30 protein-coding genes are annotated in these 26,606 nt (G+C 58.4%); 10 read left to right on the top strand and 20 right to left on the bottom strand.

Annotation, left to right across the window (positions count from 1 at the left end; translation table 11 throughout):
• Window positions 1-57 precede the first annotated feature (57 nt).
• The 4 genes from bshC to JW799_RS19450 form a co-directional block, all read right to left on the bottom strand.
• Window positions 58-1,710 (bottom strand): bacillithiol biosynthesis cysteine-adding enzyme BshC, encoded by a 1,653-nt coding sequence (gene bshC / locus JW799_RS19465; RefSeq protein ID WP_205431272.1) that lies wholly within the window; start codon window positions 1,708-1,710, stop codon window positions 58-60.
• 211 nt (window positions 1,711-1,921) lie between these two features.
• Window positions 1,922-2,320: a DUF3397 domain-containing protein gene (locus JW799_RS19460; RefSeq protein WP_080840487.1), complete on the bottom strand. Its 399-nt coding sequence runs from the start codon at window positions 2,318-2,320 to the stop codon at window positions 1,922-1,924.
• A gap of 12 nt (window positions 2,321-2,332) precedes the next feature.
• The gene (locus JW799_RS19455) at window positions 2,333-3,289 is read right to left on the bottom strand and encodes a 2-dehydropantoate 2-reductase (RefSeq protein WP_205431270.1); all 957 of its coding nucleotides are present in this window, start codon (window positions 3,287-3,289) and stop codon (window positions 2,333-2,335) included.
• A gap of 143 nt (window positions 3,290-3,432) precedes the next feature.
• Window positions 3,433-4,077, bottom strand: a complete 645-nt coding sequence (locus JW799_RS19450) for an RsfA family transcriptional regulator (protein WP_205431268.1) — start codon at window positions 4,075-4,077, stop codon at window positions 3,433-3,435.
• A gap of 297 nt (window positions 4,078-4,374) precedes the next feature.
• Between JW799_RS19450 and JW799_RS19445 the strand changes: the two genes are divergently transcribed.
• A complete protein-coding gene (locus tag JW799_RS19445) occupies window positions 4,375-4,611 on the top strand; it encodes a DUF2626 family protein (protein WP_080840490.1) in 237 nt (78 codons plus the stop codon).
• Between the two features lie 154 nt (window positions 4,612-4,765).
• Here the strand turns inward: JW799_RS19445 and JW799_RS19440 are convergent, their stop codons facing one another.
• Window positions 4,766-5,932 carry an SAM-dependent methyltransferase gene (locus JW799_RS19440; protein ID WP_205431266.1) on the bottom strand — a complete coding sequence of 389 codons (1,167 nt, stop codon included), beginning with the start codon at window positions 5,930-5,932 and terminating at the stop codon, window positions 4,766-4,768.
• 163 nt (window positions 5,933-6,095) lie between these two features.
• On the opposite strand from JW799_RS19440, the gene JW799_RS19435 reads away from it, so the two are divergent.
• Window positions 6,096-7,187 carry a coiled-coil domain-containing protein gene (locus tag JW799_RS19435; protein WP_205431263.1) on the top strand — a complete coding sequence of 364 codons (1,092 nt, stop codon included), beginning with the start codon at window positions 6,096-6,098 and terminating at the stop codon, window positions 7,185-7,187.
• Here the strand turns inward: JW799_RS19435 and JW799_RS19430 are convergent.
• A complete protein-coding gene (locus tag JW799_RS19430) occupies window positions 7,170-8,471 on the bottom strand; it encodes an extracellular solute-binding protein (RefSeq protein ID WP_205431262.1) in 1,302 nt (433 codons plus the stop codon). The genes JW799_RS19435 and JW799_RS19430 overlap by 18 nt on opposite strands.
• A 156-nt stretch (window positions 8,472-8,627) precedes the next feature.
• Between JW799_RS19430 and JW799_RS19425 the strand changes: the two genes are divergently transcribed.
• Complete coding sequence (locus tag JW799_RS19425) at window positions 8,628-9,122, top strand: hypothetical protein (protein WP_080840494.1); 495 nt, start codon at window positions 8,628-8,630, stop codon at window positions 9,120-9,122.
• Window positions 9,123-9,132: 10 nt separating this feature from the next.
• Here the strand turns inward: JW799_RS19425 and JW799_RS19420 are convergent, their stop codons facing one another.
• A complete protein-coding gene (locus JW799_RS19420; RefSeq protein WP_080840495.1) occupies window positions 9,133-10,467 on the bottom strand; it encodes a PhoH family protein in 1,335 nt (444 codons plus the stop codon).
• 100 nt (window positions 10,468-10,567) lie between these two features.
• Between JW799_RS19420 and JW799_RS19415 the strand changes: the two genes are divergently transcribed.
• Entirely contained in the window at window positions 10,568-11,164 is a 597-nt protein-coding gene (locus JW799_RS19415; protein ID WP_240353344.1) for a YhcN/YlaJ family sporulation lipoprotein, read from the top strand.
• A 54-nt stretch (window positions 11,165-11,218) separates the two neighbouring features.
• On the opposite strand, the gene JW799_RS29365 is transcribed toward JW799_RS19415, so the two are convergent.
• The 7 genes from JW799_RS29365 to JW799_RS19385 form a co-directional block, all read right to left on the bottom strand.
• Complete coding sequence (locus JW799_RS29365) at window positions 11,219-11,350, bottom strand: hypothetical protein (protein ID WP_275901474.1); 132 nt, start codon at window positions 11,348-11,350, stop codon at window positions 11,219-11,221.
• Window positions 11,351-11,430: 80 nt separating this feature from the next.
• Window positions 11,431-12,531 carry an LCP family protein gene (locus tag JW799_RS19410; protein WP_205431260.1) on the bottom strand — a complete coding sequence of 367 codons (1,101 nt, stop codon included), beginning with the start codon at window positions 12,529-12,531 and terminating at the stop codon, window positions 11,431-11,433.
• Window positions 12,528-12,827, bottom strand: coding sequence for a hypothetical protein (locus tag JW799_RS19405; protein WP_080840498.1), 300 nt, complete (start codon window positions 12,825-12,827; stop codon window positions 12,528-12,530). Before JW799_RS19405 ends, JW799_RS19410 begins: the two co-directional genes overlap by 4 nt.
• 68 nt (window positions 12,828-12,895) lie before the next feature.
• Window positions 12,896-13,207, bottom strand: a complete 312-nt coding sequence (locus JW799_RS19400; RefSeq protein WP_080840499.1) for a YlaH-like family protein — start codon at window positions 13,205-13,207, stop codon at window positions 12,896-12,898.
• A 46-nt stretch (window positions 13,208-13,253) separates the two neighbouring features.
• Window positions 13,254-15,095 carry a translational GTPase TypA gene (typA, locus tag JW799_RS19395; RefSeq protein ID WP_205431257.1) on the bottom strand — a complete coding sequence of 614 codons (1,842 nt, stop codon included), beginning with the start codon at window positions 15,093-15,095 and terminating at the stop codon, window positions 13,254-13,256.
• Window positions 15,096-15,205: 110 nt separating this feature from the next.
• Entirely contained in the window at window positions 15,206-15,688 is a 483-nt protein-coding gene (locus JW799_RS19390; RefSeq protein WP_080840501.1) for a hypothetical protein, read from the bottom strand.
• A 159-nt stretch (window positions 15,689-15,847) separates the two neighbouring features.
• Window positions 15,848-16,513, bottom strand: coding sequence for a TerC family protein (locus JW799_RS19385; protein WP_205431247.1), 666 nt, complete (start codon window positions 16,511-16,513; stop codon window positions 15,848-15,850).
• Window positions 16,514-16,644: 131 nt separating this feature from the next.
• On the opposite strand from JW799_RS19385, the gene JW799_RS19380 reads away from it, so the two are divergent.
• Window positions 16,645-17,352, top strand: a complete 708-nt coding sequence (locus JW799_RS19380; RefSeq protein ID WP_080840503.1) for a TerC family protein — start codon at window positions 16,645-16,647, stop codon at window positions 17,350-17,352.
• A 214-nt stretch (window positions 17,353-17,566) separates the two neighbouring features.
• Here the strand turns inward: JW799_RS19380 and thiI are convergent, their stop codons facing one another.
• The 5 genes from thiI to JW799_RS19355 form a co-directional block, all read right to left on the bottom strand.
• Window positions 17,567-18,796, bottom strand: coding sequence for a tRNA uracil 4-sulfurtransferase ThiI (thiI, locus tag JW799_RS19375; protein ID WP_080840504.1), 1,230 nt, complete (start codon window positions 18,794-18,796; stop codon window positions 17,567-17,569).
• Window positions 18,793-19,950 (bottom strand): cysteine desulfurase family protein, encoded by a 1,158-nt coding sequence (locus tag JW799_RS19370; protein ID WP_205433049.1) that lies wholly within the window; start codon window positions 19,948-19,950, stop codon window positions 18,793-18,795. Before JW799_RS19370 ends, thiI begins: the two co-directional genes overlap by 4 nt.
• A gap of 117 nt (window positions 19,951-20,067) precedes the next feature.
• Complete coding sequence (locus JW799_RS19365) at window positions 20,068-20,823, bottom strand: lytic transglycosylase domain-containing protein (protein WP_240353343.1); 756 nt, start codon at window positions 20,821-20,823, stop codon at window positions 20,068-20,070.
• Window positions 20,824-20,961: 138 nt separating this feature from the next.
• The gene (locus JW799_RS19360; RefSeq protein WP_205431245.1) at window positions 20,962-21,180 is read right to left on the bottom strand and encodes a DUF1540 domain-containing protein; all 219 of its coding nucleotides are present in this window, start codon (window positions 21,178-21,180) and stop codon (window positions 20,962-20,964) included.
• 91 nt (window positions 21,181-21,271) lie between these two features.
• Window positions 21,272-21,772: a DUF3907 family protein gene (locus JW799_RS19355; protein ID WP_080840507.1), complete on the bottom strand. Its 501-nt coding sequence runs from the start codon at window positions 21,770-21,772 to the stop codon at window positions 21,272-21,274.
• 225 nt (window positions 21,773-21,997) lie between these two features.
• On the opposite strand from JW799_RS19355, the gene JW799_RS29745 reads away from it, so the two are divergent.
• The 3 genes from JW799_RS29745 (at window position 21,998) to JW799_RS19345 (ending at window position 24,931) form a co-directional block, all read left to right on the top strand.
• Window positions 21,998-23,209 (top strand): S8/S53 family peptidase, encoded by a 1,212-nt coding sequence (locus JW799_RS29745; protein WP_338026301.1) that lies wholly within the window; start codon window positions 21,998-22,000, stop codon window positions 23,207-23,209.
• A complete protein-coding gene (locus JW799_RS19350; protein ID WP_338026360.1) occupies window positions 23,191-23,997 on the top strand; it encodes a S8 family serine peptidase in 807 nt (268 codons plus the stop codon). The genes JW799_RS29745 and JW799_RS19350 overlap by 19 nt, the downstream gene beginning before the upstream one ends.
• A gap of 217 nt (window positions 23,998-24,214) precedes the next feature.
• Window positions 24,215-24,931, top strand: a complete 717-nt coding sequence (locus tag JW799_RS19345) for a DsbA family protein (protein ID WP_080840509.1) — start codon at window positions 24,215-24,217, stop codon at window positions 24,929-24,931.
• Between the two features lie 40 nt (window positions 24,932-24,971).
• Here the strand turns inward: JW799_RS19345 and JW799_RS19340 are convergent, their stop codons facing one another.
• Window positions 24,972-25,868: a hypothetical protein gene (locus JW799_RS19340; RefSeq protein ID WP_240353341.1), complete on the bottom strand. Its 897-nt coding sequence runs from the start codon at window positions 25,866-25,868 to the stop codon at window positions 24,972-24,974.
• On the opposite strand from JW799_RS19340, the gene JW799_RS19335 reads away from it, so the two are divergent.
• Together JW799_RS19335 and JW799_RS19330 are read left to right on the top strand one after the other, a co-directional pair.
• On the top strand, window positions 25,857-26,045 hold the full coding sequence (locus JW799_RS19335) for a hypothetical protein (protein ID WP_176220749.1): 189 nt from the start codon (window positions 25,857-25,859) through the stop codon (window positions 26,043-26,045). The genes JW799_RS19340 and JW799_RS19335 overlap by 12 nt on opposite strands.
• A complete protein-coding gene (locus JW799_RS19330) occupies window positions 26,032-26,604 on the top strand; it encodes a helix-turn-helix domain-containing protein (RefSeq protein ID WP_205431239.1) in 573 nt (190 codons plus the stop codon). Before JW799_RS19335 ends, JW799_RS19330 begins: the two co-directional genes overlap by 14 nt.
• Window positions 26,605-26,606: the final 2 nt, after the last annotated feature.

The following is a 26,606-nucleotide window of genomic DNA, read 5'->3' as shown; positions in this document are numbered from 1 at the left end:
GAATCTCCTCCAAGTCGTATCCATAATAAAAACCAATTTCTGCGATCCGGTCAGATGTCAGACCAACGCTTCCGAGATCAGGTTCTCGACCAGCCGATGGCCGCCCGTCGCTTCGAACGGCACCTGATGCCAGCCCGCAAGCCAATCGGGCCCGTACCGGTTCAGGAAATGAATGCTTCCGAGCACCCGCTCCTGAAGCTTATCCTGGGGCGCCAGCGAGCCGCGCATGCGATCCCACTGCCGAAGTCCCGCTTCGTGCTGCTTGGCGAGCGCGTCGGAGGCGCGCTTTTCCAGGTAGGCGATTTGCTCGAAAATTTTGTCCTGATTGCTTTCCCCGAGCTTTCGCAAGGCCGGCTGAAGCGCCGACATGGTATCCAGGATCGGCGCGTAAAGCTCTGCGAACCGGTCTCTGACATCGGCGAATTTGGCATCGAGCTGCCACCGGTCCTGCTCGGCAAGCCATTTTTCCTTCCGGCTTTCGCCTTCGCGAATAACCTCTTCCGCCGTGATTTCATACTTGTCGAGCAGCTTGCGGATGTTCGGCTCCAAAAATGTAAACGATTGCCTCGGAACGATAATCGGCATCGACATGCCGAAGCGCTTGAACGCCGCTCCGAGCGAGCTCCAGTAGGCGATTTCGGCGTGACCGAGAACGGTGCCCAAAACCGGCAGCAGGTACTCCTGCATCATCGGCCGCGTCAACGCGTTATTGCTAAGCCGTGTTGAACCGCCGTCCGCCATGTCCAGCAGCTCGTCTTTGGAGAAAAACGCTTCTTCCTTTTTATCGGAAAAACGCCCGTCCTTCTTGAACAGCAGCGTCCTTCCCGATTCCAGATGAACGAATACGTTGGCGCAGCCCGGCGACGATTCGGCCTGCAGCGGAAACCCGAGCTCGCGGACCGCTCCCTCTCCTTCGCGAAGGGCGTGTTCCAGCTCGTCGTTCCGCTCGATCAGCTCGCGGAAAAAAGGACCTTCCAACGCGCGCAGGTTCGGGTCGTCCGCATCGAGCAGCAGCAGCCCGGAAGGTCCGAACCAGTCCGCCAGCAAACGGGCGAAGGCGAGCGTCAGCGTCGGCTCATCCGAAACGTGCTTGCGCAAGCGTTCGAGCAAGCCGGGCTTGAACTCGGTGTCCGGCAAGGCGGCGGACAGCGCCTCGAGCGCGGCCTCCCACTCCTGTCCGCCAAGCGGGGTGCGGCTGACGGAATGACGCGCGCCCTCGGGGCGCTCCATCCGGATCCGGGCGAGCTCGCCGCCGGCAGCCGCCACGAAGACGTGGTTCGCCTCGTCAAAATCGTGATCCTCGCCCGCGATCCAGAATACCGGGACGACCGGACGGCCGAGCAGGCGCTCCGCATGGCGCGCCGTTTCGATGACGGTCAGCGCCTTGTATACGATCATAAGGGGACCGCCGAACAGGCCGGCCTGCTGACCGCCTACGACGACAAGGCTGTCGGAAGATTCCAGCTTCGCCAGCGAACGCGCGACCGCCTCGAACGCCGGCAGCCGGGCATGGTACTCGCGGATCGCGCCGGCGACCAGCTTCCGGTCCGCGCGGCGTCCGGCCGCCGCATCCAGCGCCGCGGCGCGGCGGCGCCAATCGCCTTCCGCCGAAGGGTGGCTTCCGAAAAGGCCGCGAACTCTCTCGTCTTGACGTCGATATAACTCCGCCAGCGAAGGAGAAGACAACCCATCCAAGGGTGTTAGATTCATTCAGGGGTCCTCCCAAAGTTTGAGACTTATCAAACTTGATTGTACACAACAGCGGAATTGGCGTCAAAAGAGAATATCGCGGACTTCCATCGGGTTCTCTCAAGTGTACGCCGGCGGCGCGATTCGGGTTCGGGCTGGCCGAAAACGCGAAAAAAACCAAATCTCCGCGCAGGAGAGTTTGGTCCCGTCGCTCTTATTCACGGTCAGGCGATCACGCCGACTGCACGAACAGGTATTTGACCAGCGTAACCGCCATCAGCAGGACGTAGACGACGCTCAGCATAAAAAACGACAGCCGCCACACCGCTCGAACGAGCTTTGTTCCGTCCACCTTGCCGCGGACCCGGTTTTGGGCGTTGCCGATGAGCCCCGCAAGCAGCAGCATGAACAGCAAAATCAAATACGGACCGAACGACGTGCCGAACTGGTTCAGGAGGCTGGACACGATGCCGATCAGAAAGAGGGTCGTCACGTCCATCGACAGCTGGATGGCCCGCTTTTTATCCTTGCTTCGGGCATGCACGACGAGGAAGACAAGGAGAAAGGGAATCATCGGCACAACGGCCAACGCAGCATAAGCATACTTTAATGCTTCCCATATCGCCGCCATCGTCATCTCTCCTCATTCGCCGGATATCGCCTTTACCAACGCCGCGAGCTTCTCGTTCCAGGACGCGCTTCTCCCGATCGCGGAACCCATGCGGGCGATCGCCCCGTTGATGGCGTCGATTTCCGTCGGGCGTCCCGCCAGCACGTCCTGGAGCATGGAGGAGCGATTGGCGGCCGTTCCTTCGCAGACGTCGAGCACTTCCCGCCAGAGCAGCTCCGGATCCCGCAAACCGTACGGCGCCAGGATGGCCGCCGATTCTTCGTAAACGGCGCGCATGAGCGAACGCCGGTCCGCCGTCGCCGACAGTTCCCCGTTCCTTAGCCGAAGCAGCGCCGTCAGCGGATTCACGACCGCATTGACGAGCAGCTTGCGCAGCATTCTGTCCATCATATCATTCGACAGGGAAACGGAAAATCCTGCCTGCAGAAGGCATTTTTCGACGGCGAACGCCGTTTCCTCCGGCATCGGATCGGCATAGCGGGCGGGATACGTCCCGAACAGCGGGGCTTGTCCGAGCCAGGTCGTCCCCCGGCCGGCATGCAAAACCGAACGGGGGTCGACCTTCAGCGCCGCTTCGGTCGTCACCGCCGCGACAATCGCCCGTCCCGGCAAAGCGTCGGCGAGCAGGTCCGTGTGCCCGATGCCGTTCATCAGCGCGATGATCGCGCCGCCGGGCGGAACGGCGCGCCTCAGCCCGGCGAGCAGCTCCGGGGAAAGCGAGGTTTGCTTTACGGCAAGAAAGGCGATCGGCCCGCCGCCGTCCGCAGGCACGTCGTCGACGGCCCGCGCGGCCACGGGAACGTCGACGGGCGAGCCTCCGTCCGCGTCCATGAGGCGGATGCCCGCGGACGACAGCAGCTCCGCCTGCTCCCTCGTTCGCGTCCACAGCTCCGCCTTCCGTCCCGCGGCCGCCAGCCTGCCTCCGAACAGCAAGCCGAGCGCCCCTCCTCCTACGATCGCGATCCGCACTTGCCGCGCCTCCCTTTTTTGCCCTATTTTATCGCAAGATCGTCCGATCTGCCATCCTCGATCCGGCGGGCGGCCATCGTCCCGTTCGTCCGGGCAAAAAAAACGACCTGCCCACAAAATCGCTGTGGAAGCAGGTCGCGCCTTTATTCGATGCGTTCCAGATTGCCGTTTGCGTCCATTTTGAACCGAGCCTTTTCCTCTTCCGACTCCTCCGCCAAAAAAGCGAGCCGGCGCGCCCGGTCCATAATCTTTATGAGCGCCTTGTAGTCGTCGTTGACGACGCGATAATCGGTTTGCACCTCGTTTACGGCTTTGGACAGCCGCTCGTTCTCTTCCTCGAGCTCGGCAATCCGCTCGTCTTTCTCTTTCAATTCCTTTTCGAATTGCTTGATTTGGCGGTTATACTCCTGAATCGAGCCCTTCCATTGACGCAAATAGCGGATAACCGCTTCGAGCGACATAGATTCCGCCGTCAGCGCTTCGGATTTGGCGCCGCCCGCTTCGACCGAAACCGTTTCGTCGGCCGAACTCAGCTCGGCAATCCCCTGCTTTTTGAGATAATTCCGTTTTTGCCGCTGCTGCTTGGCGAGCGCGATCGCTTCGTTATACCGTTTCCGCACGCAGCTGTTCCATCTGAAGCCGCACGCCGCCGCCGTTCTCGCGATTCGCTGCCCGACCTCTTCGAACGCGGCCAGTTGCGTGCCGCCTTCCCGAATATGTCTCAAGGTTACCTCTGCCAAAATCAAATCGTCGTCTTCCGTCCATGCATCCTGTCTCGCGGCTGTCATGGCTTGTTCCCTCCTCGTCATCCTTGCTTCGATGCCTTTTCATTTCATTTCTATGCTTGGCGAGAAATTCATAGAATCTATCGGATACTCCTATGTATATCCAAATTTCACGCGCGTATACCTGCGGTCGGCGATGACGAACGAATGGGGAATAAAACGGCGGTCTTTGCGGAATGATGAATGCAAGTTAAAAAGTTTGCCAATTCGTCACTTCTTCCGGTTTACACTTCGTGCGGACAGCGGGTATAATAACGATTAGAAATTGGGTTGGTATGTCAGCAGAGAGGGGGATCATTCATGGCACGCATGTTTCGGGTGCTCGGCTTCTTCACGCTTGTGATCGCTCTTATGTCTTTCGCAGGCGACATGTGGGAAATGTCTTTGCTGTTCTTTATCCAGTCGGCGGTATTTTTCCTGCTCGGATATTTGAAATTCACGGAAAAGACCTATATCTACATGTTTTGGGGATATATGATCATTGCGTTCCTTGGCTTTACATATTGGTCGGTGTTCGAAATGGATTTGCCTTACTAAGCTTGGGGCGAACGCATTCCAGCGAACAGAAGCCCGAGTCTCGCGCGGTTTTCCGTGCGGGACTCGGGCTTTTTTCAGTCATTTTGCCGGAGCGATCGGCATTTGGCTTTCGACTTCGACATAACGGACAGCGGGCAGCGCACGCTGACAATCGCTAAACTCTCGAACCGTTCCCTTTGAAAAAAATGTGCACCTTGAACAGCTCGCTCATGGCGTCGGACAGCAGCAGCTGGCGGATCGAGCGATTCCTCCGGACGACCGGATCGAACGGGTCGGTTATCGCGTGCGCCGACAACCGTTCCAAAATGCCAGACTCGATCAAAAAACGCTGCTGCGTCCCCTGCCAGACCGGCCGCCATCCCGCCGCTGCGGCAGCGGCCCGCACCGCCGTGAAATTCACGTGCGCCGTCATATCCTGCTCGCCCGGCGCTTCGTACGGATCGACGCCGGCCGCATGCCGCCGGTAGCAGACGAGCGTCCCGTCCGTCCGGTGCGGCGCCGCCAGATCCCCCGCCTCGTCGCCGTAATCGATGACGGCCAGCAGCGCGTCGCCCAGCTTTCCGGCCATGCCGGCGATCCACTCGACGGCTTCCAGGCCGATTTCGACGGTTTGCCCATCGCGCAAACCGATTCCGTCCGCGGCGAGGCACGCCGCCAGCTCCGGCCTGCTTGGCCGGGTCAGGCAGGCCTCGGGTTTCGCCGAGCTCTCGGCCCAGGCCACGCCCCATTCGAGGAGCTCGCCTTCCCGCACCGTCACCCGATGAACGGGAAACGCGTCGAGCAGCTCGTTGGCGATGACGATGGCGTTGTGTTCCTTCCACGGATAGCTTTCCGCCTGGGCGCTGTCCATCACGGTCGCCATCGGCCGCGCACGGTCGCCGCAAAGCGTCCTCTCCGCTTCCCGCCGGTGCGCGGGGTGATCCTCCGCGACGAACAGCCGAAACCTTCCGCCGCCGGCTTCGTCCGACCAGGCCTCGGCCAGCTGGCGGACCAGCCTTCCCGTTCCCCCTCCCCAATCGACAACGTTTACGATGCCGGCGCCGAAATGCTCGTCGGCCAGCTTTCGAAGCGAGCTCGCGAGCTGCCTGCCCATCGCATCGCCGACGAACGGGCTCGTGTAAAAGTCGCCCTCCCTTCCGACGCGCGCGGGGCCGCTTCGATAATAGCCGTAATGGGGGTCGTACAGGCAAAGCCGCATATAGTCGCAAAACGTCAGGCAAACGACGGTCTCTCCGTCCGCGGTCCGCCCTTCGCGGCCGCTCCGAAGGAGCTGTTCCCGGAATTTATCGGCAATAGGCGGTCGAGATCGATTCCGTTTCATCGCTGCCGGCTCCTTTCCCTGACATTGCCAAGCGATTATAATAAAAGTCGTGACAAAGCCGCCCTCGGCGAAGGAACAAATACCGGACGCGCTTCTAAATTCGGCGGTTCGGACATAGGTTGAACTACCCTCGCCGCTCGTCCGCCGCAGAAAGGAGGCCCCGATGCGACGATTGATAGGGATTGGCTTGCCGTTATTGCTGCTCCTTGCGGCATTGACGCGAACCGGGGCTCTCGTTCCCGTTTACGCCGATCCGGCCGAAATCCCCGAACAAACGAGGGAACTGCTGGAAAAAAGTTTATCCGTGACCGAGCTCGAACGGGAAATCGAACGGATCGGAAGCCTGAGAACCGAAGCCGAGCGAGACATCATCCATAGCGAAACGGAACTGGCCCGGCAGGAAATCGAGATTGCGGCCCACCGGGAAAAGGCCGGCCGCGCCTTGCGCTCTTATTATATGGGTCAAAAGGATATTCTGTTGTCCGGAATTTTGAATGCGGGATCGCTTTCCGAGCTGCTCCGGACGTGGGAGCTCATGGAGCTCGTCTTCCGCTCCGACCGCGAAGCCCTGCTCGCGTACCAGGAAGAATACGATCGGCTGCGCCAGAGCTACGAGGCCCTTGCGAAGAGCAAGACGGAGCTTTCCGAGGTCGAGAACGCCCTGATCGCCCAGCGCGACCGGATAACGGCTTTGCGGCAAGAAGTCGACGAAGCCCTCGCGGGCAGCGGGCAGGAAGCGTATTTGCGGCAGTTGATGAACGAAATGCAGGCCTACTGGCGCAACGTCGGCTTATACGAAGTTCGCGAACATTTCCGCGCGCTGTCGAAAGCGATGGGCCGCTTGCCGGATTGGATTCAGCAAAACCCCGGCATCATGAAGACTAGCGGACTGAAGGCGACGATTACCGTCACCGACGAGCAGCTCAACGAGTTCATTCGAAGCGAGGACGGGCGATTCGAGCAATTCGAGATTTCGTTCGTACCGGGAAAAATGGTGCTCGAAGGCGACAACGGCAGCCTGAGCGTGCGGATCGAAGGCCATTATACACTCGAAAACGAGCCGCAAAACGCCATTCTGTTTCATGTCGACAAGCTCGTGTTCAACGGCTTGGAGCTGCCCGACACGACGAGGGCCGATTTGGAACGGGAATTCGATCTCGGTTTTTATCCGCAACGGCTGATCAAGTACGTGACGGCGGACACGGTGGACATTCAAGAGGGGGAACTGGTCGTCGGCTTAAAAATCGGCAAATAGCCCCGGGTCGAGCCGTTTCCAGTCCTCCACCGTTACGGAACCGTCCATCAGGCCGTTCCATGCCGCGCCGAGCTCGCTTAGCCGTTCGGCGGCGTTCGGCCCCGAAGCGAGCGCGGGCATATTCGGAAACGCGCCCGTTCCCGCCTCGTGCAGCGGAATCGGAACGCTGCCGGCAGCCGAAAAGAGAGAACGATAGACGGGCAGCTTGCGCGAATCGCGGTAGTTTTGCAGTTGATTGTCTTTGCTCGTCATTTCGGCGGCCCATAATTGGGCCGCTTCTTCATGCTGCGATTTGGCGGACAGCACGAAGCTTTGGCCGCCCGGCCATACGAACGCGCGCTCCCACGAGGAGCGGTCCAAGTGAAGGCGGTCCGAAGCCGCTTCCGGCAAGGCATCCAGCGCCAGCAGCGCTTCGGAATGCCTGGCGACCGCCGCCACGCCCTCTTCCGCGAACGTTCGCCAGAAGGCGGCGTTTTGCGGGCCCGTGCGGACGCCCTCGCGGAATTCCGCCAGCAGCGAAAGCGCCTGCTCGAAGGCTTCCCCGCTTCCGGTCCAGCTCGTCCCGTCCAGCACCGCGTCTTCCCGCAGCCTGGCCGCGGATCCGACCCATGCGAGCAGGGCAAGCGGATCGGTATCGTCGATCGCAAGCCAATCCGCGTCCCCGCCGGTTTCGGCCAGCTTTAACGCCAGTTCCCGCCATTCCGCAAGCGAAAGCGGCACGGAAAGCGGATCCGCATCGTTTCCGAGCTCGCGAAGGGTTTCGCGATTCCAAACGATGACATGCGGATCCATATCGCGGGGCACGCCCCATATGTAGCCGTTCCACCGCACTTGCGAGAGGAGAACGTCGAACGGTTCCGATATCGCCTCCCCGACGAACACGCCGTCGGCCGGCATTAGCTCCCCCGCCACCGCGAGCGCTTTGACGCGTTCGTTCGGCACGAGCCACAGGTCCGAGTCTTCGGCGCTCCACAGTTCCCGTTCCCACAGCAGGTCGGCTTCGGCCGGATCCATTCGGGCGAGCTCGACGCGGATGTCGGGATAGCGGAGCCGAAACGACTCGTTCTGGCGGGACAATGCGGCGAAATCGGAGCTGCTCGCGACCGCCGTGACTTTGAGCTCCGCGTTCGGCTCCTGCTCGTCCGCCGCGGGCGGGGATGCTTCCCCGCCTTCGCTCGTCAAAATCGACTCCGTCGTCGGGGCGGGAGCGGAATCCCAAAGCGACAGCAATAGAACGGCTATTGCCAGCAGCACGAGAACGACGCTCGATTTGCGACTCTTCACACCGCTCACTCCTCATGCTTGTGTTGCCATTTTCCTATGATATCAGGTAAGATCAGGAATGTCTCGCTTTTTTGCAAACGCTTCAGCCTGCCGCCGAGCCATTCGGGCGACGAACCGTCCGATACGCCTCAAAGCATGAAGGGAGGGAACAAACGGATGGAAAAAAAATTCGGCCTGAGCATGACGCTTCCGGAAAATAAGCTTCCGGGGTTCTATGCCCAGATCGTCAAAGGAATCGCCGAGCGCGCTCCGCTATACGACCGGCACAAGGAGCTGCTCATTTTCGACAAGCGGGAACATCTCCCCTCCGTCGAACAATTTCTGACGCGGTACAACGTCGCGTTCGAGCCTCGTCCGCTGCTTGAACTGCCGGAAAACGGCGTCGTCCGGACCGGCCTTTTCGACGATTACGGCTTCGAATCGCGCGCCGGCAACGCCTACCTCGACTTGACGTCGACGGCTTTGTTCCGGCTTGCGGAATCGGAGCCGGACGCCTCGATCGCGCCGGCCCGATGGCAATTGGAGGAGCATCTCGTCTGCTCGATCGAGGCGGACGGCCGTACGGCGTTCGCGATCGACGGCGGGCTTCAAGAGCTGGCCGACCGAATCGCGCGCGCCTACGGCTGCCGGACGGAGTGGCTGGATGAGTAATCCGGCCGGTTCACAGCCTTTCGGCGGCGAGCTGCGCGAGGCGCGAGCGCTCGCCCTTTTCCAGGGTGACGTGGCCGCTAATGCCCTCTCCTCTGAACTGCTCCACCAAGTACGTCAGCCCGTTGCTCTGCGCGTCCAGGTACGGGTGGTCGATCTGCTCAGGGTCGCCCAGCAGCACGATTTTGCTGTTTTCGCCGACGCGGGAAACGATCGTCTTCACCTCGTGGCGGCTTAAATTTTGCGCTTCATCGATTATGATGAACTGCCCCGGAATGGAACGGCCGCGAATGTACGTGAGCGCTTCGACCTGGATGCTGCCGAGACCCATTAAAATTTTGTCGAGATCGCCCGACTTTTTCGTATCGAACAGAAACTCCAGATTATCGTAAATCGGCTGCATCCACGGACGCAGCTTCTCCTCTTTCTCTCCCGGCAAATACCCGATATCCTTGCCCATCGGCACGACGGGACGGGCGATCAGCAGCTTTTTGAATTTGTGCTCGTCCTCGACCTTCATGAGGCCCGCGGCAAGGGTAATGAGCGTCTTCCCCGTTCCGGCGCGGCCGGTCAGCGTAACGAGCGGGATGTCGTCGTTCAGCAGCAGTTCGAGCGCCATGCGCTGCTGCGCGTTTCGCGCGGTGATGCCCCAGACGGGATCGTTGCCGAGGTGCAGCGGATCGAGCCGCTGCCCGTCCTGGCTGACCTTCAGCAACGCCGATTTGGAAGTGCCGAGCTCGTCGCGCAAAATGACGAATTCGTTCGGGTGCAAATGAACGCCCGGCCCCAGGCTTTGAATATCGAGGAAACGGTACGTATAAAACTCGTCGATGATCGAAGGATGGACCCGCAGCGTCGCGTGCCCCGTATATTGGTCGGAGGGGGACACGGTGCGGTCCGACAAGTAGTCCTCGGCATGGATGCCGAGCACGTCGGCTTTGACGCGCACGAGCACGTCTTTGCTGACGAGAATGACGGGGCTTCCTTCTTCCCCGCGCTCCTGCTCCTCCATATGATAATTGAGCGCAACCGCCAAAATGCGGTTGTCGTTCGTCATTTCCCCGAACAGCTCCTGAACCCGGACGAACCGGCGGTGATTCATTTCCACCTTGAGCTGACCGCCGCCTTCCAGCGGGACGCCGTTATGCAAATGCCCGAGTCCGCGCATGCGGTCCAGTTCCCGGGATACGAAGCGGGCGTTGCGCCCGATTTCGTCGGCCAGCCGTTTTTTGGAGTCGATTTCCTCCAGTACGACCGACGGGATGACAACCACGTTCTCCTCGAAAGAAAACATCGCCAGCGGATCGTGCAGCAGCACATTCGTATCGAGTACGTAAATTTTTTTCACGGGTGGTCCCTCCCGGGTTCGACGAATTTTCGCGTGTTTACATAGGAGCCGGACGACAGGGGACAATAAGAAAAGCAACCAAACGAAGAAGGTGAAAATCATGCAATGGCAGCGTTACGGATCTCGACTTGCGGTCTGCCTGATGCTCGCTTCCCTGGCTTCAGGGGCCGCAGGCTGCGCTGCGAAACAAGCGGCGCCCGAACCGCCGGCAAACCGTCTCGAAGCGCAGGACGAACAGCCGGCCGACGCGGCGAGAAGGGAGATTACGGATCCGCAGGCGGTTGCCGCGCATCTGGAGCAGCTCGCGGCGGGCGTTCAGGGCGTCAGGGGCGCCAACTGCGTCGTGTTCGGCAATTACGCGATCGTCGGCATCGACGTGGAACCGAAGATGGAGCGATCGCGGGTCGGAACGGTTAAATACGCCGTTGCGGAAGCGTTCCGCAAAGACCCTTACGGGGTAGACGCGCTGGTCACGGCCGACGTCGACCTCGCCCAGCGGATTCGGGAAATCCGGCAGGACGCGAACCAAGGGCGCCCGATCGCCGGATTTGCCGAAGAGCTCGCGGACATCGTCGGCCGGCTCGTGCCGCAAATGCCGCGCAGCATCATCCCGCCCGCATCCCCGGATATCGACGATTCCGTCCGGCAGCAAGAGACGAATTCGGTTCAAAACGGCCATCGCCGCACCTCCCGTTAGCAAGTCGGCCAGGTCGTCAACCTTCCCGAAAGACGCAAAAAAGCCCAGCGAAATTCACTGGGCTTTTTTGCGCATGTTAACGAAAACTTGTCCATGTAAACGGTCGGCCGAACCGCAAGGCAACGGAGCTGCGACAACGGCGGGAAGCTTTCCCGAGTCGGGATGAATGAAGACGCGCACCGCCATTGGCAGACCTCCTCGCAGCTGTTCATGGCCTCATTATACCACACGCTCCGAGGCGTTTCCAAGTAAGCGGCCGTCCCGAATTAACCGGCGGCGGAGGGCGTTGCCGCGCCAGCCTGGCGCCCTTCGGGCGAAAGCTCCTCCGCCAGGGCGGCCTTCGCTTTCTCGACGCTGCTGTCGTTCAAATAAACGTAAGGGCTCCTCCAGCTGCCTTCGAGCGGAATAAACCGGATCTGGCTGGAGTCGAGATCGTAATAGGCCTTCAACAGATTGGTGATCTGCTCGCGCGGAATGTCGGTCGTCATGTTGTCGCCTACGGCGCTGATCACCTTCCCGAGCTTCGTCACCCCGCCGAGCGATTTCATTTCGTCGGTGATGGCGGCCAGCACGCGGGCCTGGCGGTCGTTCCGCGCGAAGTCGCTCGACTCCGGCGTTCTGCCGCCCTTGGACTTCCGGTAGCGGACGAAGCCGAGCGCGTCTTCGCCGTCGAGCGTTTGCTCGCCTTTCTTCAAGTCGATCTTCGTTCCGTCCGCCGAATCGGTATAGTACATATCCTGGTCGACGTAGACTTTGATGCCGCCGAGCGCGTCGACGACGTCGGAGAATCCTTTGAAATTGATAATGGCGGTATAGTCGAACGGCACGCCGAAAAACTCGCCGAACATGTCGCGCATTTCGCTTCGGGCGTACGTATAAGCATCGTCGCTGCTTAGCCCTTCATCCCGCTTGCCCGCGTAAAAATTGGCATAGTAGGCGTTCGCCTTCCGCTGCTTGTATCCGTCGATGTCCAGCAGCGAGTCGCGCGGAATCGACACGACCGTGGCCGTATTCGATTTCGGGTTGAACGCGGCGACCATCAGCACGTCCGTGTTCAGCGTCCCGGTGCCTTCGCGGCTGTCAAGGCCGAGCAAAACCATCGAAACCGGCTTCACCTGGGCGCTGTCGGCGGAAGCGATCGGCTTCGAATCCGGCCCTTCCGGCAACGCGATATCGTCCAGCGTTTTATTCAATTCCAGATACAAATACCCGGCGAACAAGCCCAGGCCCAAAATGACGACGGCAAAAAACGAAAGCAGGGCGACGACCCACTTGCGCCGTTTCGGTTTTTTCTTTTTCGGGGTTGCCGACGTTTTGCGCGGAGGCGTTTGACGGGCTCGCGGCGGCAACGGTGCGTTCGCGTTCATTCGTTCACCTCTGACTCTCCGTCTTCTATCGAAGCATGGCCGTACAGGTCGGCCGCGAGCTGCTCGGCCGCTTCGCGGTCGAACCGGACTTCGCGGGCCGTTCCGTCTTTCGCCCGATAGGAAACGCGATATTTGGCGGCATCGCTTGAATCGACTTCAACCGACGCCAGCCCGTGATCTTCCGACAAAATTTGCGCAAAAAAGCGAAGCGAACCCCGCGCGGCTTCGTCGTCGGGGCGAATTTCGGTCATCAGCTTCGTTTGGAGCCAATAGAACAGCGCATCGTTCAGACGCATTTCCGATCCCTCCGCGCTCGGCAAGGCCGCATGCGAGATTCGCTATTCGCTTTCGCTTACATGGTCAACTACCTGGATTCGGAGGCCTCGGCCGAAGGCTTGTCCCCGCCATCCTTCGGCTTGCGGAGCTTGTCGTACAGCTGGCGCAAGCGCAGCATGAGCATCATGATGACGGCGACGCCCATGCACTGAATGATCGGCAGCTTGTCGATTTGCAGCACCAGCAGCACCAGGCAACCGAGCGCCATCATGACGTAAACCAGGATTTCCTTCAAAATCGGCAGACGCCCGGGCCGAAAGACGGCGTTGAAAATATAAATCGTAAACGCCAGGATCAGGATATAGGAGATGAGCGGATGCTCCTGAAACCACGTCTGCACGGCTTGTTCCCCCTTTGGCTGCGTTCAGCGGCGAGCCGGGACAGGATTATACGCCCGACTCCGCCATTTTCCGCTGCTTTTCGAACCGGTCGCGCTCGCCTTTGTTCAAGTACTTTTTGCGCAGGCGAATCGACTTCGGCGTAATTTCGCAATATTCGTCGTCGTTCAAATATTCGAGCGCTTCTTCCATCGACATGAGGCGAGGCGTCTTCAGCTTCACCGTCTCTTCCTTCGTTGCCGTCCGGATGTTGTTGAGGGCCTTTTCCTTGCAGATGTTGACGATGATGTCGTTATCGCGAGTATGCTCGCCGACGATCATGCCCTCGTAAATTTCCGTGCCCGGATTGACGAACAGGATGCCCCGGTCCTCGACGCTCAGCATGCCGTACATCGTCGAGGTGCCCGTTTCGCTGGCGATCAGCACGCCCTGGTGGCGTCCGCCGACCTGCCCGCCGACGACCGGACCGTAGTGGTCGAACGCATGGTTCATGACCCCGTAGCCGCGCGTCAGCGTAAGGAAATTCGTCCGGTACCCGATCAGCCCGCGGGCGGGGATCAGAAACTCCAGGCGCACCTGGCCGTTGCCGTTGTTGATCATATTGACCATTTCGGCTTTGCGGGTGCCCAGGCTTTCCATGACGCTGCCCATGCTCTCCTCCGGCACGTCGATCAGCAAGCGCTCGATCGGTTCGCTCTTCACGCCGTCGATCTCGCGAACGATGACTTCCGGCTTGGACACCTGCAGCTCGTAGCCTTCGCGGCGCATATTCTCGATCAAAATGCCGAGGTGCAGCTCGCCGCGGCCGCTCACGATGAACGCGTCCGGGCTGTCCGTTTCTTCCACGCGGAGGCTGACGTCCGTTTCCAGCTCCTTGAACAGCCGCTCGCGCAGCTTGCGGGACGTGACGAATTTGCCCTCGCGGCCGGCAAACGGGCTGTTGTTGACGATGAACGTCATCTGCAGCGTCGGCTCGTCGATCTTCAGTACCGGCAGCGCCTCCGGATTCGCCAAATCGGCGATCGTTTCGCCGATGTTGACGTCCTTTATGCCCGCAATGGCGATGATGTCGCCGGCGGCCGCTTCTTCCATTTCCACGCGCTTCAGCCCTTGGAAGCCGAACAGCTTTTCGATGCGGGCCTGGCGGATTTTGCCTTCGCGGTCAAGGACGGCGACCGGCTGGCCCTGGCGGATTTTGCCGCGGTTCACCCGGCCGATCGGAATGCGCCCCAAATATTCGTTATAGTCGAGCAGCGTAACGAGAAACTGCAGCGGCTGCTCCGTATCCTCGGTCGGCGACGGGATATGCCCGACGATCGTTTCGTAAAGGGGCTCCATCGTCGTGCCGAGCTCGGAAGCGTCCATGCTCGCGATCCCGTTGAGGCCGGAGGCGTAGACGACCGGAAAATCCAGTTGATCGTCGTTCGCTTCGAGCTCGATGAACAGCTCGAGCACTTCGTCGACGACTTCGGCCGGACGGGCCGCGGGGCGGTCGATTTTGTTGACGACGACGATCGGGGTAAGTCCCGCTTCCAGCGCCTTGCGCAATACGAATTTCGTTTGCGGCATGCAGCCTTCGAACGCGTCGACGACGAGCAGCACGCCGTCGACCATTTTCATGATTCGCTCGACCTCGCCTCCGAAGTCGGCGTGTCCGGGCGTATCGACGATGTTGATCAAATAGTCTTTATAGTGGACCGCCGTGTTTTTCGCCAGGATCGTAATGCCGCGTTCCCGCTCCAGATCGTTCGAGTCCATTGCGCGCTCCTGCACTTGCTCATTGTCCCGAAATGTGCCGGATTGGCGCAGCAGTTGATCGACCAGCGTCGTTTTCCCGTGGTCGACGTGCGCGATAATGGCGATATTTCGAATCCGATCTCTTTGATGCATGATTCCACTCCTCATGTTTTCTCTGTATCACAACATAAAACGCCGACGTTTTAGTCGACGTATACCTACATCCCTTCTATTATATGCGAAAATCGTCGCAAATCAAGGGACTACCAAATTTTCGGCCGGCGCAGCACGAGGTAGGCCCCGAAACCGATCAGCAGCACCGCAATGAGATAAATGCCCCACGTCCACAGCAGCGACATGACGAACATGAGCAGCGAAACGGCTCCGAGAACGATCGACGCGGTCCAGATGGCGCGATTGCGCATCGGTCCGAATATGTAATATTCGTACAGGCCCGCGGCGACGGCAAATACGAACAATGGCCACAAGTACTTCATCAAGCTCCAGTCGAACCAGCGGCCGATCAGCAGCGGGACGGACACGACCGTCAAAATCCCCGCCGGCACGAGCGCGATCGCGGGCAGGATCCGGCCGAAATACAGGACGTGCAGCAGCACCCCGGCGATCAAAATGAACAACGGCCAGAACAAGGAACCGATATAAGCAAAAACGCCAAGCTTCCCCAGCAAAATGACCAACCCCGCAGCCAACACCAGAACGCCGACCGCGGCGGATTGTTTGTTCACGATGGCCCCCCAATTCTTTCAAAAACTTCTATGCATTCAACGAATTCCTTTTTAGTGTAATGGAATTGAGGAGAAAAAACTAGGGCGGCAAGCTAAAATTCGAACAAAGATCGCCCTTCGCAAACTGGCGAGATTCGCCAAAGGTTAGCCGGTTCGACTTTACGCTCGCTTTCTGCGCAGGAGGAGAGCCGAAGCGATCAGGAGCGAAACGGTCACGAACGGAAGCGCTTCGAGCGCATGGGCGGAAACTTGCGGCAGCCAGCGCTGCCAAAAGGGATCTTTGAGCAGCATTTCGCCGGCCGCGTAGCCGAGCAGCGCTCCCCCGATGTAAACGAGAAACGGAAGGCGGTCCAGCGCTTTGATCATAAACGAACTGCCCCAGATGATGAGCGGGATGCTCATCGCAATTCCGATGACGAGAAGGCCGACATCCCCCTTTGCGACCGCAGCTACGGCGAGCACGTTGTCCAGGCTCATGATGAAATCGGCGGTCACGATCGTCCATACCGCTCCTTTCAGCGTAACCGCCGCCTTCGTTTCCTGCTCGTGCCCGTTATTGTCGACAAGCAGCTTCAGCGCGATGGCGAACAGCAAAAGCGATCCGGCGGTCTGCAGCAGCGGAATCCGGAGCAGCGCGACGGCCCCGACGGTCAGCAGGCAGCGAAGGGCAATGGCGGCGGCGCTTCCCCACCAGATCGCCGCACGGCGCTGCGCAGGGGGCAGACGCCGTCCGGCCATCGCGATGACGACCGCATTGTCGCCGCTAAGCAGCAGGTTAATCAAAACGATTTGCGCAAAAACCAAAATATTTTCGCCCAGTCCCATTCGAAATCCCCCCTCTTACCCGTTGTATGTACAAGCCATTCAGGTTATGTTATTAAATATTGGGTTCGAAAACGAATCTTTTTGTCGGGCGGAACGTAGGCAAGAAGTTGGACAACAGGGAGGAAGCCGGCATGGAGGAAGTATTCAGTCTTCAGTTTTTAGGGTCGTTATTGCAAATCGTCTTTATGGATTTGATGCTTGCGGGGGATAATGCGATCGTGATCGGGCTTGCGGCGCGCAACTTGCCGAAGCACCTGCAAAAAAAAGCGATCTGGTACGGGACCGGCGGGGCGGTAGTCATTCGGGTCGCCGCCACTCTGCTCGTCGTCACCTTGCTCAAAATTCCGTTTCTGCAAGCGGTCGGCGGCCTGGTGCTGCTCTGGATCGCCTACAAGCTGCTCGTTCAAGAGGACAGCCACGAGGACATTCAAGCGAGCGACTCTTTGTGGGGCGCCATCCGCACGATCGTCATCGCCGACGCGGCGATGGGCCTCGACAACGTCATCGCGGTAGCGGGCGCGGCCCACGGTAACGACCTGCTGGTCATCCTCGGCCTGCTCATCAGCATCCCGATCGTCGTCTGGGGAAGCACGCTGTTCGTCAAGCTGCTCGGAAGGTTTCCGTGGATCGTGTACATCGGGGCCGCCGTCCTCGCCTATACCGCTTCGACGATGGTCACGCACGAGCCCCGGCTGGGCGGCTTGTTCCACGACAATCCGGTCGCCGTCTGGACATTCGTGGCGCTCATGATCGCCATCGTCATCGTCGGCGGCATTTGGACGAACGCCATCAAGGCGAAAAGGCAGCAGGGGCGTTTATCGGGCGGAGACGCCGATTGAGCGGCCATTTGCATTCGTTTGCCCGGACAAGCCTCGGATTGGCGTCCGAATCAGCGGTCCCGAGAGGCCGCCATTTACGAAATTTTCCTAACTGCAAACGAAATAACGGCCCCGGGACCGGAGGCCGTTATTTTGATCGAGGAGCGAGCCCGGATTGGGCCGGCATCTTTTATTCGTTGCCCCCGTCCCAAGGGCGCTCTGCGTCGTTACCCGCTTAAAACCAGCGGTCCTCCTCGGCGGGGGCTTCTTTTTTTCGCTGGATCCGGCCCTGGGCGTTCATCCACACCGTCTCCGTTCCCTCGACCGCCTCCCGGATCATGCGCTCCAGATCGGCCTTCATTCCATCCTCCAGCCGCTCGACGATTTTCAAATTCGGATTGGTCGCCGGAGATTTCGGCACGAACAACGTGCAGCAATCCTCGAACGGCAGGATCGACGTTTCGTAGGTGCCGATTTTTTCGGCTTGCCGGATAATATCGAGCTTGTCCATCATGACCAGCGGGCGCAGCAGCGGCAAGGATATCGTTCGTCCGATCACGTTCATGCTTCCGAGCGTCTGGCTGGCGACTTGCCCGAGGCTGTCGCCGGTCACGAGCGCAAGCGCGCCGCTGCGTTCCGCCAGTTTTTCGGCGATGCGCAGCATCGATCTGCGCATAAGCGTGATGATCAGATTGTCCTGGCCGTTTTGCGCGAGTTTCGTCTGGATATCGGTAAAAGGAACAAGATGAAGCTTGATCCGGCCGCCGTAATGAGCCAACCGCTGCGTCAGCGTAATCACTTTCTCGGTCGCCTGCTCGCTCGTAAACGGATAGCTGTGAAAATGAACCGCTTCGATTTCCAGCCCTTTTCGCATCGCCATCCATCCGGCTACGGGACTGTCGATTCCTCCCGACAACAGCAGCATCGCCTTGCCGTTCATCCCGATCGGGAACCCTCCGGTGCCTTGCTCGACCTTGCAATAGACGTACGTTGCCTCCGCCTGGATGTCGACCTTGAGCTCGGTGTCGGGATGGCGGACGTCTACCTTCAGCTCCGGCGTATTGCGCAGCACGTGAGCGCCGACAAGGTGATTCATTTGCTGCGAATCGTGCGGGAAGTCCTTCCAGGTTCGTTTTACCGATACTTTGAACGTTTTGGGCGGAACGTCCAGCCCCCGCATGACCGCGAGAGCGGCTGCCTGGATGGCCGCGAGTTCGTTTTCCGCTTTCAGCACCGGACTGAACGATGCGAGCCCGAATATTTCGCGAAGGCGGGCGGCGACGGATTCGTATGCTTCTCCGTTCAGGTGGATAAACACCCTGCCGTAAGATCGTTCATAGGACAAGCCCCGGAACGCCGCGAGCGATTGTTTGATGTTGGCCGTCATAAGGGATTCGAACTTCCGCCGGTTGCGTCCCTTGATCGTCAGTTCTCCGAATCTCACCAAAATTAAGTTGTAAATCATGTCAAGCTCCTCTCAAGCGGCTTCAGCTTGGCGACGGCGAGGCGCAATCTTTCGGCAAGCGTATCGATATCCCGTTCCGTTTGCTCGTCCCCGAAGCTGATGCGAATGCTTCCCGACGCCCGATGCTCGTCCATTCCCATAGCCGTCAACACCCGGCTCGGTTTCAAGCTTTTGGAGGAACACGCCGACTGCGTCGAGATCAGAATCCCGTGCTTTTCCAGCATATGCACGAGCACTTCCGGCCTCATGCCCGGATAGGAGACGTTTACGATATGAGGAGCGAATCGGCTCTCGTCCTCCAAGACATTGAGCACGAGTTCGGGAATGCTTTTCAGCCGTTCGATCAATTTCCGTCTTAACCCGTACATGCGCGTTCGGCGTTCCTCGATCGTCTCCATCGTAAGCCTGAGCGCTTGCGCCGTACCGACAATGCCGGGCACGTTATGGGTTCCGCTGCGCCTGCCGTCCTCCTGCCCGCCTCCGGCAAGAAGCGGGCTCAACTTCAGCCCTTCGCGGGCAAGCACGAAGCCGGCGCCTTTCGGCCCGTGAAACTTGTGGGAGGATGCGGTATACAGATCGATTCCCCATTCCTTCCATTGGACCGGAACCTTTCCGATCGCCTGAACGCCGTCCACATGAAAACGAACCTGCGGCCGGTCTTTCAGCAAACGGCCGATTTCCTCGATCGGCTGGATGGCGCCGGTCTCGTTGTTAACGTGCATGACGCTGACGAGAACCGTATCGTCGCGCAGAGCATCGGCCACGTCGGCCGCCCGGACGAAGCCCTGCCGGTCCACGGGAAGAAACGTGACGGCCACGCCCTGTTCCTCCAGCTGTTTGGCGCAATAAAAAACGGAAGGATGCTCGACGGCCGTCGTGACAATATGCTTCGTCGGTTTGCGGGACGCGAGCACCGTTCCTTTCATCGCGTAGTTGTTGCCTTCGGTGCCGCCGGACGTGAACACCACTTCTTCCGCTTTCGCCCCGAACAGGCCCGCTACGTTCGCGCGCGCCCGTTCCACCAGCTTCATCGCTTCGGCACCCGAGCGGTGCAAGGCTGCCGCGTTGGCGTAATGCCGCGTCATCAGCTCGCCGACCGTCCGTACGACCTGCTCATAGGGAGCGGTCGTCGCGGCATTGTCAAAATAAAGCATTTCCATTCGCAATATCCTCCGAAAACGTCTGAATCGCTGAAAAAAAAGATCAAAAGGGATGTCGTCATCCCTATTTGATCCCCGTCGGATAAAACCTTATAATAGCGGCGTTCTTCGTTACAAAGGAGAAGTCCAGCCGATTCTCGCATTCAAAACTTTGGCGACGTAAGCTTGCGTTTCGGCGGGAAGCTCGCGCAAACGTGCCGTCACGTCCTCGTTCGTCCTGAGGCCCAGCCGGTCGACGCGCCCCGGCCCTGCGTTATAAGCCGCAAGCGCCGTCATTTCGTTGCCGTCATATTTGCGCAGCAGGTACGATAAATAGCGGGTTCCGGCGTCGATATTTTGCACCGGGTCGAAGGAATCCGTTACGCCAAGCCCTTGCGCGGTCGCGTCCATCAGCTGCATCAAGCCCTTGGCTCCGGACGAAGAAACGGCGTCGGCGCGAAAAGAGGATTCCGTTTGGATCACGCCTTTGATCAAGGCCGGATCCACGCCGTAGCGCGCGGAAGCTTCATGAATGATCGCGTCGTACGATCCCGTACGGCCCAAATCGTCAGCCAAACTTCCCAGGCCCAGGCTTCCCAGTCCCCAGGACGTGCTGCCTGAAGGATTAAAACCGCTAAATCCTAGCAAGCCGACCGACCCGGAAGAACCGGCCCATTCGAGGCTGTCCCCGTACAATCCGTTGGCGGCCGACGAGTCCAGACCGAGCATTTGCGCCAAAAGCTGACTGAAGATCTGATCGTCGTCGTTCGATCGAATCGATGTCGCGGAACTCGCGTCGTTTCCAAGCGGATCCGCTCCGGATAACCATTGCGACAACAGCAATTCCTTGATGACCCGCGGGTCCGTCGAAATTTTCATGTCGATCATTGTGCAGTATCGCTCCCGGAAAATGATGCCTGTCTCTTCACATTGTACATCAAACCCGAAAGCCGTGAAAAGCCGAAACCGGCGAATTTGCCGGCAGGAAACGCAAAACGCGCCTTTGGGCCTACCGCGAGGCGGCCGTCAGCCTTCGCTTTTCGGCTTGAACGTCAAGCAGCAGGTTACCGCCGACGTTCCGGCCGTGTCCTGATGTTCTTCGCCAAACTCGTCGGCGAATTCCTCGCTCTCCGCGTTCAAACGCGCGTGAGCGTCGATTTCGATGGCGATTTCCTGCGCTCCGCAGCGGTTGCCCTCGTTCCAGAACGAGCAATTGCTGACGCTGCATAACACCCCGTTTGGCATGGCGCCTCACCTCCGGTAGTAGTGTGCGCATCGCGTTATGCGGTATGCGGCCGGAAGGACGGGGGTTGCAGGAAGTTCGCCGGCAATAAGCCTATTTCTGTTGATTGTGCAAGCGCCGTTGAATCAAGTATTCGCTTTCGTAATACGATAGCTCGTCGCGCAGTTCCTCATACACGTGCGAAACGCTCAGCACGATATCGCGCACGGCGCGAACCGGCTTCAAGCGGAAACGGATCGCGTCTTGTCCGGTATAGGCATATCTTCCGTCTTCGGAATAGCCTTCGTTTTTAGGATAGAAAAACGCGTTCACGCAATTGTGGTACACCTCGTAAAGAGCTTTTTCCGCCGCTTCCGCGTCGAAATTCGGCCGGCGCAGCAGCGCGCCGAGCTTTTCGTACGACACTTCGGAAAAGACGAGCAAATGACGAAGGTCGGAAAGCATGCCGGCATAAAAAGCGTTCAGCTTCTCATCCTGTTCTTCGTTCAATTGCGGCAACGCATAAGCGTTCAAAAAAGCTTCCAGTTCGGCGCAGGCCGCTTTCAACTTGTCTCGGCTGGATTCGGCGAGGCCCCTGGCTTTGGCGGATGGCATCACTCACTTGCTCCTTTCGGTTCACACGGACACATTCGTTGTCGTAGTCATAAGCAAAAACGTTTCGCAGGCTTGACGTCGGCGAAACTTACCCCCATCGTACCATAAATTCCAATGAAACGGTACTGGCTCCCGCCAAAATCGATCGTATTAATTTTGTCCCTGTGCTGAAAGCTATCGTTAAACCTGCGTTATACGCGATTCGAAACCAGGAGGTGCCGCAGCATGAACCGCAAATCGTGGTTCGGCCCGTTATTTGCCGTTGCCGTCGTCTTGTTCGCCTTGCCGCTGATCGTCCCTCCGCGAAACGATCCGGGGCCTCCCGCCCCCTCCCCGGCGGCGAACGAGGGACGGGCTTTCGTTCCGTCCGCAAAAAGAGAAGCGTCCTTCAAACACAAAACGATCGCGCAAGACAAGCTCGCTACGGAAAGGCTCAGCCGCCTCGACAGCGAGCGCGATCTGCGGCTCCTGCTCTCCGGCGGCAATAAAATAAAAGCCTCGGAGCGCCAGGCCAAGCTGGAACGGATGACGAAAACGCACGGCCATTTCGTTTCCGTTTGGTGGAAAACGGATGGCCGGACGTACGAGGCCGATTCGGCGCCGGCGGAATTGAAGCGCAAGGCCGCTCCTTACGTGGCGAAAGCCAATGCCGCCCTGCTCAAGGGAAAAAATTATCATTCTCCTTCTTTTGCAAGCGGGAACGAAACGAATTTCGTCGTCGCCGTTCCGGGGACGAAGCCCGGAGAAGGCGTGGCGGCTCTCGTTCACTCCGACATCGTAGAGGAAGTGCAGCGGCATCAGGAAAAAAACCTGCGCGTCGTTCCCTATCCCGCCGAAGGAAGATACCGGGTAGAATCGGTCCTGCCCAACACGAACAAAGACACGACCGTGCGGAAAGGAGACGACAACGGAAACGTCAGCCATTACGCCGTCGACGAGCTGGTCGTCAAATTCAAACGGCCGCTTTCGGAAAAGCAGCTGCTGCAGCTTAGGAAAGACCTGCACATTACCGTCGTCCGCCATCGCGGCCCTACGTATTTGTTCCGTTCCAAAAAGTACAAGATGGAGCAGTTGAAAACGTACTTTGCCAAATGGAATCCGTCGTTCATGGAGCCTCATTACTTGTATTTGACGAACGAAACGTCGGGCGCCGCCCGACCGGACGACGGGACCGAACCGGCGGCGGTCATTCCCAACGATACGCTCTACGGGGACTATCAGTGGAATTTGCCCGAAATCGCCACCGAGAAGGGCTGGAACGTCACCCGCGGGAAAGACGAAATCGTCGTGGCCGTCGTCGATACCGGCGTGCAGCTCGATCATCCGGATCTGCAGGGGCGCCTCGTGGAAGGAATCAACATCGTCGACCCTTCCAGCCCCCCGATGACGACGTCGGCCACGGAACGCACGTCGCGGGCATCATCGCCGCGCAGGTGAACAACGGCGAGGGCGTCGCCGGCATGACCTGGTATACGAAAATCATGCCCGTCAAAGCGCTCGACAGCACCGGCGCCGGCACAACCTATTCCGTCGCCGAAGGCATCATCTGGGCCGTCGACCACGGCGCGGACGTCATTAATATGAGCTTGGGCAACTATGCCGAAGCCCAGTTTTTGCACGATGCCGTCAAGTACGCGTACGACCGGGGCGTCGTGCTCGTCGGGGCCAGCGGCAACGACAATACCGATCGCCCGGGTTATCCGGCGGCTTATCCCGAGGTGATCGCCGTGGCGGCGACCGATCCGGGCGAAGCGAGAGCCGAATATTCCAACTTCGGCGATTATATCGACGTGGCCGCTCCCGGCAGCTCGATCGCGAGCACCTATCCGGGCAGCCGGTACGCCGCCCTGTCCGGCACGTCGATGGCGACGCCGCACGTCGCGGCGCTCGTCTCGCTCGTCAAGGCGGCCAACCCCGGACTCGGCGTCGACGAGATCGCGGAAATCGTCCGTTCGACCGCGAGAGACCTCGGGCCGGCCGGCAAAGATAACGACTTCGGCTACGGCCAGATCGACGTGGACGCCGCCGTTCATGCCGCAAGCGGCGGCGGAAACGCCGGCAACGGAACGGGAACGCCTGTTGACGGCATCGGCTACGGCAATGGCGGGGCCGTCGGAGGCGACGGAGGCTTTCCCTGGACGACGGACGGAAATTTCGGCTCCTTGCAGCTTTACCCCGACCGAGTCCGCGAAGAAGTTCGCCGATCGCTGCAAAAGGGGTCCTGAGCCGCGACGGCGCGGCAGCCGCCTCGAAAGCGGCGCGAGTCAGGAAAGCGAGTCGACAAACGAAAAGTATCATCGTGAGCTTCGCCCTCAAATCCGGGCAAATATACGGATTTGAGGGTTTTTGACGTTTTTCATGATTTTTTAAGCTTTATCGGTTACAATTAGAGATTGAAATTATGCGTTAGTTTCTTACTTAATACAAGCAGAGGAGCAGAATATGGACAAATCGCAACGGAAGGCGACAACCAAAAAAATACGCCAGGAGCAACAACGAAAAAAACAGCAACGAATGAGAATCATCATATGGGCGACGGTCGTCTGCTTCATTGCCCTTGTCGTGGCCGCCATTTTATTAAAGCCCGAACCGAAGCCAATAGCAATTAATTACAATGGAGCTCCAACAATTGGTTCCGAATCAGCTCCAATTAAAATTGTCGAATTCGGTGATTTTAAATGCATTGCCTGCAAATATTTCAGTGAAGAGATCATGCCTAAATTAAAAGCTGAGTATATCGACACTGGAAAAGTATCATTTTCATTTCAAAATTTTACGATTTTTTTGCCAGATTCTTATACAGCAGCTTTGGCTGGGCAAGCTGTTTTTCACCAAAGTAATGAAGAGTTTTGGAAATTTTATGATGCTGTTTTTGAACACCAGCAAGATGAAAGAATCGAATGGGCAACATCAGAATTCTTGGTGAATTTAGCCAAAGAAAAAGAATTAAATATTAATTATGACAAGTTAAAACAAGACATTGATAGCCAAACATACAGTGAAGAAGTGGATAATCAAGTTAAAATTGCAAAAGAAAATCGTTTTACTGGAACACCTACTATTTTAATTAACGGACGAAAACTTGATGATAGCACAGCACTAAATTATGATAATTTAAAAAAAGAAATTGATAAAATTTTAAATGAGATGGAAAAATAAACAAGGAAGTTTATAACTGGACAGTGAAAAGTTCTCAACCTTAAGAAGCCCATGAATCTGCGTCAGCAGCGGACAAATCTTGCTTGGAACGAATAATTTGGGTTACGGAAAGATGCCTGTTTTGGGCAAATAGCCGAAAAATCGAATGACGTAAATGGGCCGTCACCGTCGCTTCCGAGACAATCGCTTTGGAAGGCGTGCGAAGATATCGAAAGAACAGCGCGGGAGTCCGTCCGGAAAACCGCAGGGTGATCAATTGGATAATACCTGTCGAAATGACACTGCACATGACGAAGCCCTCAATCGCTTGCAGGGTTTGCCGAATGCGCAAGCGATCCGTTTCGCGCTTCACCTGCTCCAGCGGATGCGGCTCGTCTTTGCGCAAGTATCGCTTCAGCTTTGGCATAGAGCGGCTCCAGAATCGGTAGCCGAATGCGCCGATCACCTGCTTCATTTCGCGAAAGGTGCACTCGATCTTGAATCGATACCCGTACAGCGTGATGATCTCCGCCCCTTCCAGGGACAGGTCGGTGCTGACGAGATGGAATGGCGGTCGCCTTGTTTGACCAAAACAAAGCGAAGCCCTTGGTACAGGCCCTGTCCCCAGAGCAAGTCCAGGCACAGGCAAGAGAGCGTTTCTTCCTTCCCGTAAATCGTCACGTTGACCGGTTGAAATTCCGTTGCCCGCGTGTGAAATAACTCGGCGAGCTTGAGCATCTTTCCCTGCTTGGGCGGGCCGTCCCCGGCCGGTTTTGCGGACGGGGCGCTCATAGGCGACGACATTCATCTTTGCCTTGGTCACGATGTACATCCAGCTCTCGCCGGAGAGATTGCCTTCACCCAAACACTTCAGTGCCGGAATGGACAGGAAGTAACGATCCAGCAGAAGCAAGGCTCCGCCAAACGAACGGGCGGCGTGGAACGCTTGATCGATCATTTGTACCACGTGGGAATCCTGCCGCTGCTCGGACGAAGCGTCCCAGCCGAAGATGGTTTTGACGCCGTCCTACAAATTCATGAACAAGGGCAGGCAGAACCATTTGAGTGGGGAGCCTTCCAGAATGCCGATCGCGCCAAACAGATGGCCGAAGTTAATGCACGTGGAATTCGATGACAAGGAAAACACCTGGCACTTGTTCATCGACTTCGAACGCGGATCGACCTTCGCTTGTCCGATTTGCGGTGCGGCGTGCACCGCGCACGATACGGAAACGAAGAAGTGGCGCCATCTCGACTTCTGGGACTGGAAAACGTACATGCATGCACGCGTACCAAGAACGGATTGTCATGCTTGTAAGAAGATCACGCAAGTGCCGGTTCCTTGGGCACGCGTGAAATCGCATTTTACGTTGCAGTTTGATGCGTGGGCCATGCGGCTGATGGCCGAAATGCCGGTCAATGCTGCCGCACGCGAACTGCGCGAGCATGACACACGGATGTGGCGCATCTTCCATCACTACGTGGATAAAGCGATGGCCGAACTGGATTTGACGCGTGTAAAGCGGATTGCGATCGACGAAACGTCTTCCCGCCGCGGCCACCGATACATCACGCTGTTTGTAGACGCCGACACCATGATCGTCCTGTTTGCGACAGAAGGCAAAGGGATGGACACGCTGGGTCGCTTCAAGGAACGGCTGGCTGCCAATAGGCGCGAGCGCGGAGCAGATTGAGG

The organism is Cohnella algarum (genome assembly GCF_016937515.1).
In the GTDB taxonomy this organism is placed as follows: domain Bacteria; phylum Bacillota; class Bacilli; order Paenibacillales; family Paenibacillaceae; genus Cohnella; species Cohnella algarum.
This window is presented reverse-complemented; position numbering and strand designations above follow the sequence as displayed.

Bases quoted from the DNA above. Each gene is read 5' to 3' on its own strand.
- bshC (WP_205431272.1), bottom strand. From the start codon at position 1,710: ATGAATCTAACACCCTTGGATGGGTTGTCTTCTCCTTCGCTGGCGGAG.
- JW799_RS19445 (WP_080840490.1), top strand. From the start codon at position 4,375: ATGGCACGCATGTTTCGGGTGCTCGGCTTCTTCACGCTTGTGATCGCT.
- JW799_RS19440 (WP_205431266.1), bottom strand. From the start codon at position 5,932: ATGAAACGGAATCGATCTCGACCGCCTATTGCCGATAAATTCCGGGAA.
- JW799_RS19405 (WP_080840498.1), bottom strand. From the start codon at position 12,827: ATGCGTCTGAACGATGCGCTGTTCTATTGGCTCCAAACGAAGCTGATG.
- JW799_RS19340 (WP_240353341.1), bottom strand. From the start codon at position 25,868: ATGATCGATCAAGCGTTCCACGCCGCCCGTTCGTTTGGCGGAGCCTTG.
- JW799_RS19385 (WP_205431247.1), bottom strand. From the start codon at position 16,513: ATGGGACTGGGCGAAAATATTTTGGTTTTTGCGCAAATCGTTTTGATT.
- typA (WP_205431257.1), bottom strand. From the start codon at position 15,095: ATGCATCAAAGAGATCGGATTCGAAATATCGCCATTATCGCGCACGTC.
- JW799_RS19450 (WP_205431268.1), bottom strand. From the start codon at position 4,077: ATGACAGCCGCGAGACAGGATGCATGGACGGAAGACGACGATTTGATT.
- JW799_RS29745 (WP_338026301.1), top strand. From the start codon at position 21,998: ATGAACCGCAAATCGTGGTTCGGCCCGTTATTTGCCGTTGCCGTCGTC.
- JW799_RS19410 (WP_205431260.1), bottom strand. From the start codon at position 12,531: ATGAACGCGAACGCACCGTTGCCGCCGCGAGCCCGTCAAACGCCTCCG.
- JW799_RS19435 (WP_205431263.1), top strand. From the start codon at position 6,096: ATGCGACGATTGATAGGGATTGGCTTGCCGTTATTGCTGCTCCTTGCG.
- JW799_RS19360 (WP_205431245.1), bottom strand. From the start codon at position 21,180: ATGCCAAACGGGGTGTTATGCAGCGTCAGCAATTGCTCGTTCTGGAAC.
- thiI (WP_080840504.1), bottom strand. From the start codon at position 18,796: ATGATTTACAACTTAATTTTGGTGAGATTCGGAGAACTGACGATCAAG.
- JW799_RS19460 (WP_080840487.1), bottom strand. From the start codon at position 2,320: ATGGCGGCGATATGGGAAGCATTAAAGTATGCTTATGCTGCGTTGGCC.
- JW799_RS19380 (WP_080840503.1), top strand. From the start codon at position 16,645: ATGGAGGAAGTATTCAGTCTTCAGTTTTTAGGGTCGTTATTGCAAATC.
- JW799_RS19415 (WP_240353344.1), top strand. From the start codon at position 10,568: ATGCAATGGCAGCGTTACGGATCTCGACTTGCGGTCTGCCTGATGCTC.
- JW799_RS29365 (WP_275901474.1), bottom strand. From the start codon at position 11,350: ATGGCGGTGCGCGTCTTCATTCATCCCGACTCGGGAAAGCTTCCCGCC.
- JW799_RS19355 (WP_080840507.1), bottom strand. From the start codon at position 21,772: ATGCCATCCGCCAAAGCCAGGGGCCTCGCCGAATCCAGCCGAGACAAG.
- JW799_RS19345 (WP_080840509.1), top strand. From the start codon at position 24,215: ATGGACAAATCGCAACGGAAGGCGACAACCAAAAAAATACGCCAGGAG.
- JW799_RS19365 (WP_240353343.1), bottom strand. From the start codon at position 20,823: ATGATCGACATGAAAATTTCGACGGACCCGCGGGTCATCAAGGAATTG.
- JW799_RS19425 (WP_080840494.1), top strand. From the start codon at position 8,628: ATGGAAAAAAAATTCGGCCTGAGCATGACGCTTCCGGAAAATAAGCTT.
- JW799_RS19370 (WP_205433049.1), bottom strand. From the start codon at position 19,950: ATGCTTTATTTTGACAATGCCGCGACGACCGCTCCCTATGAGCAGGTC.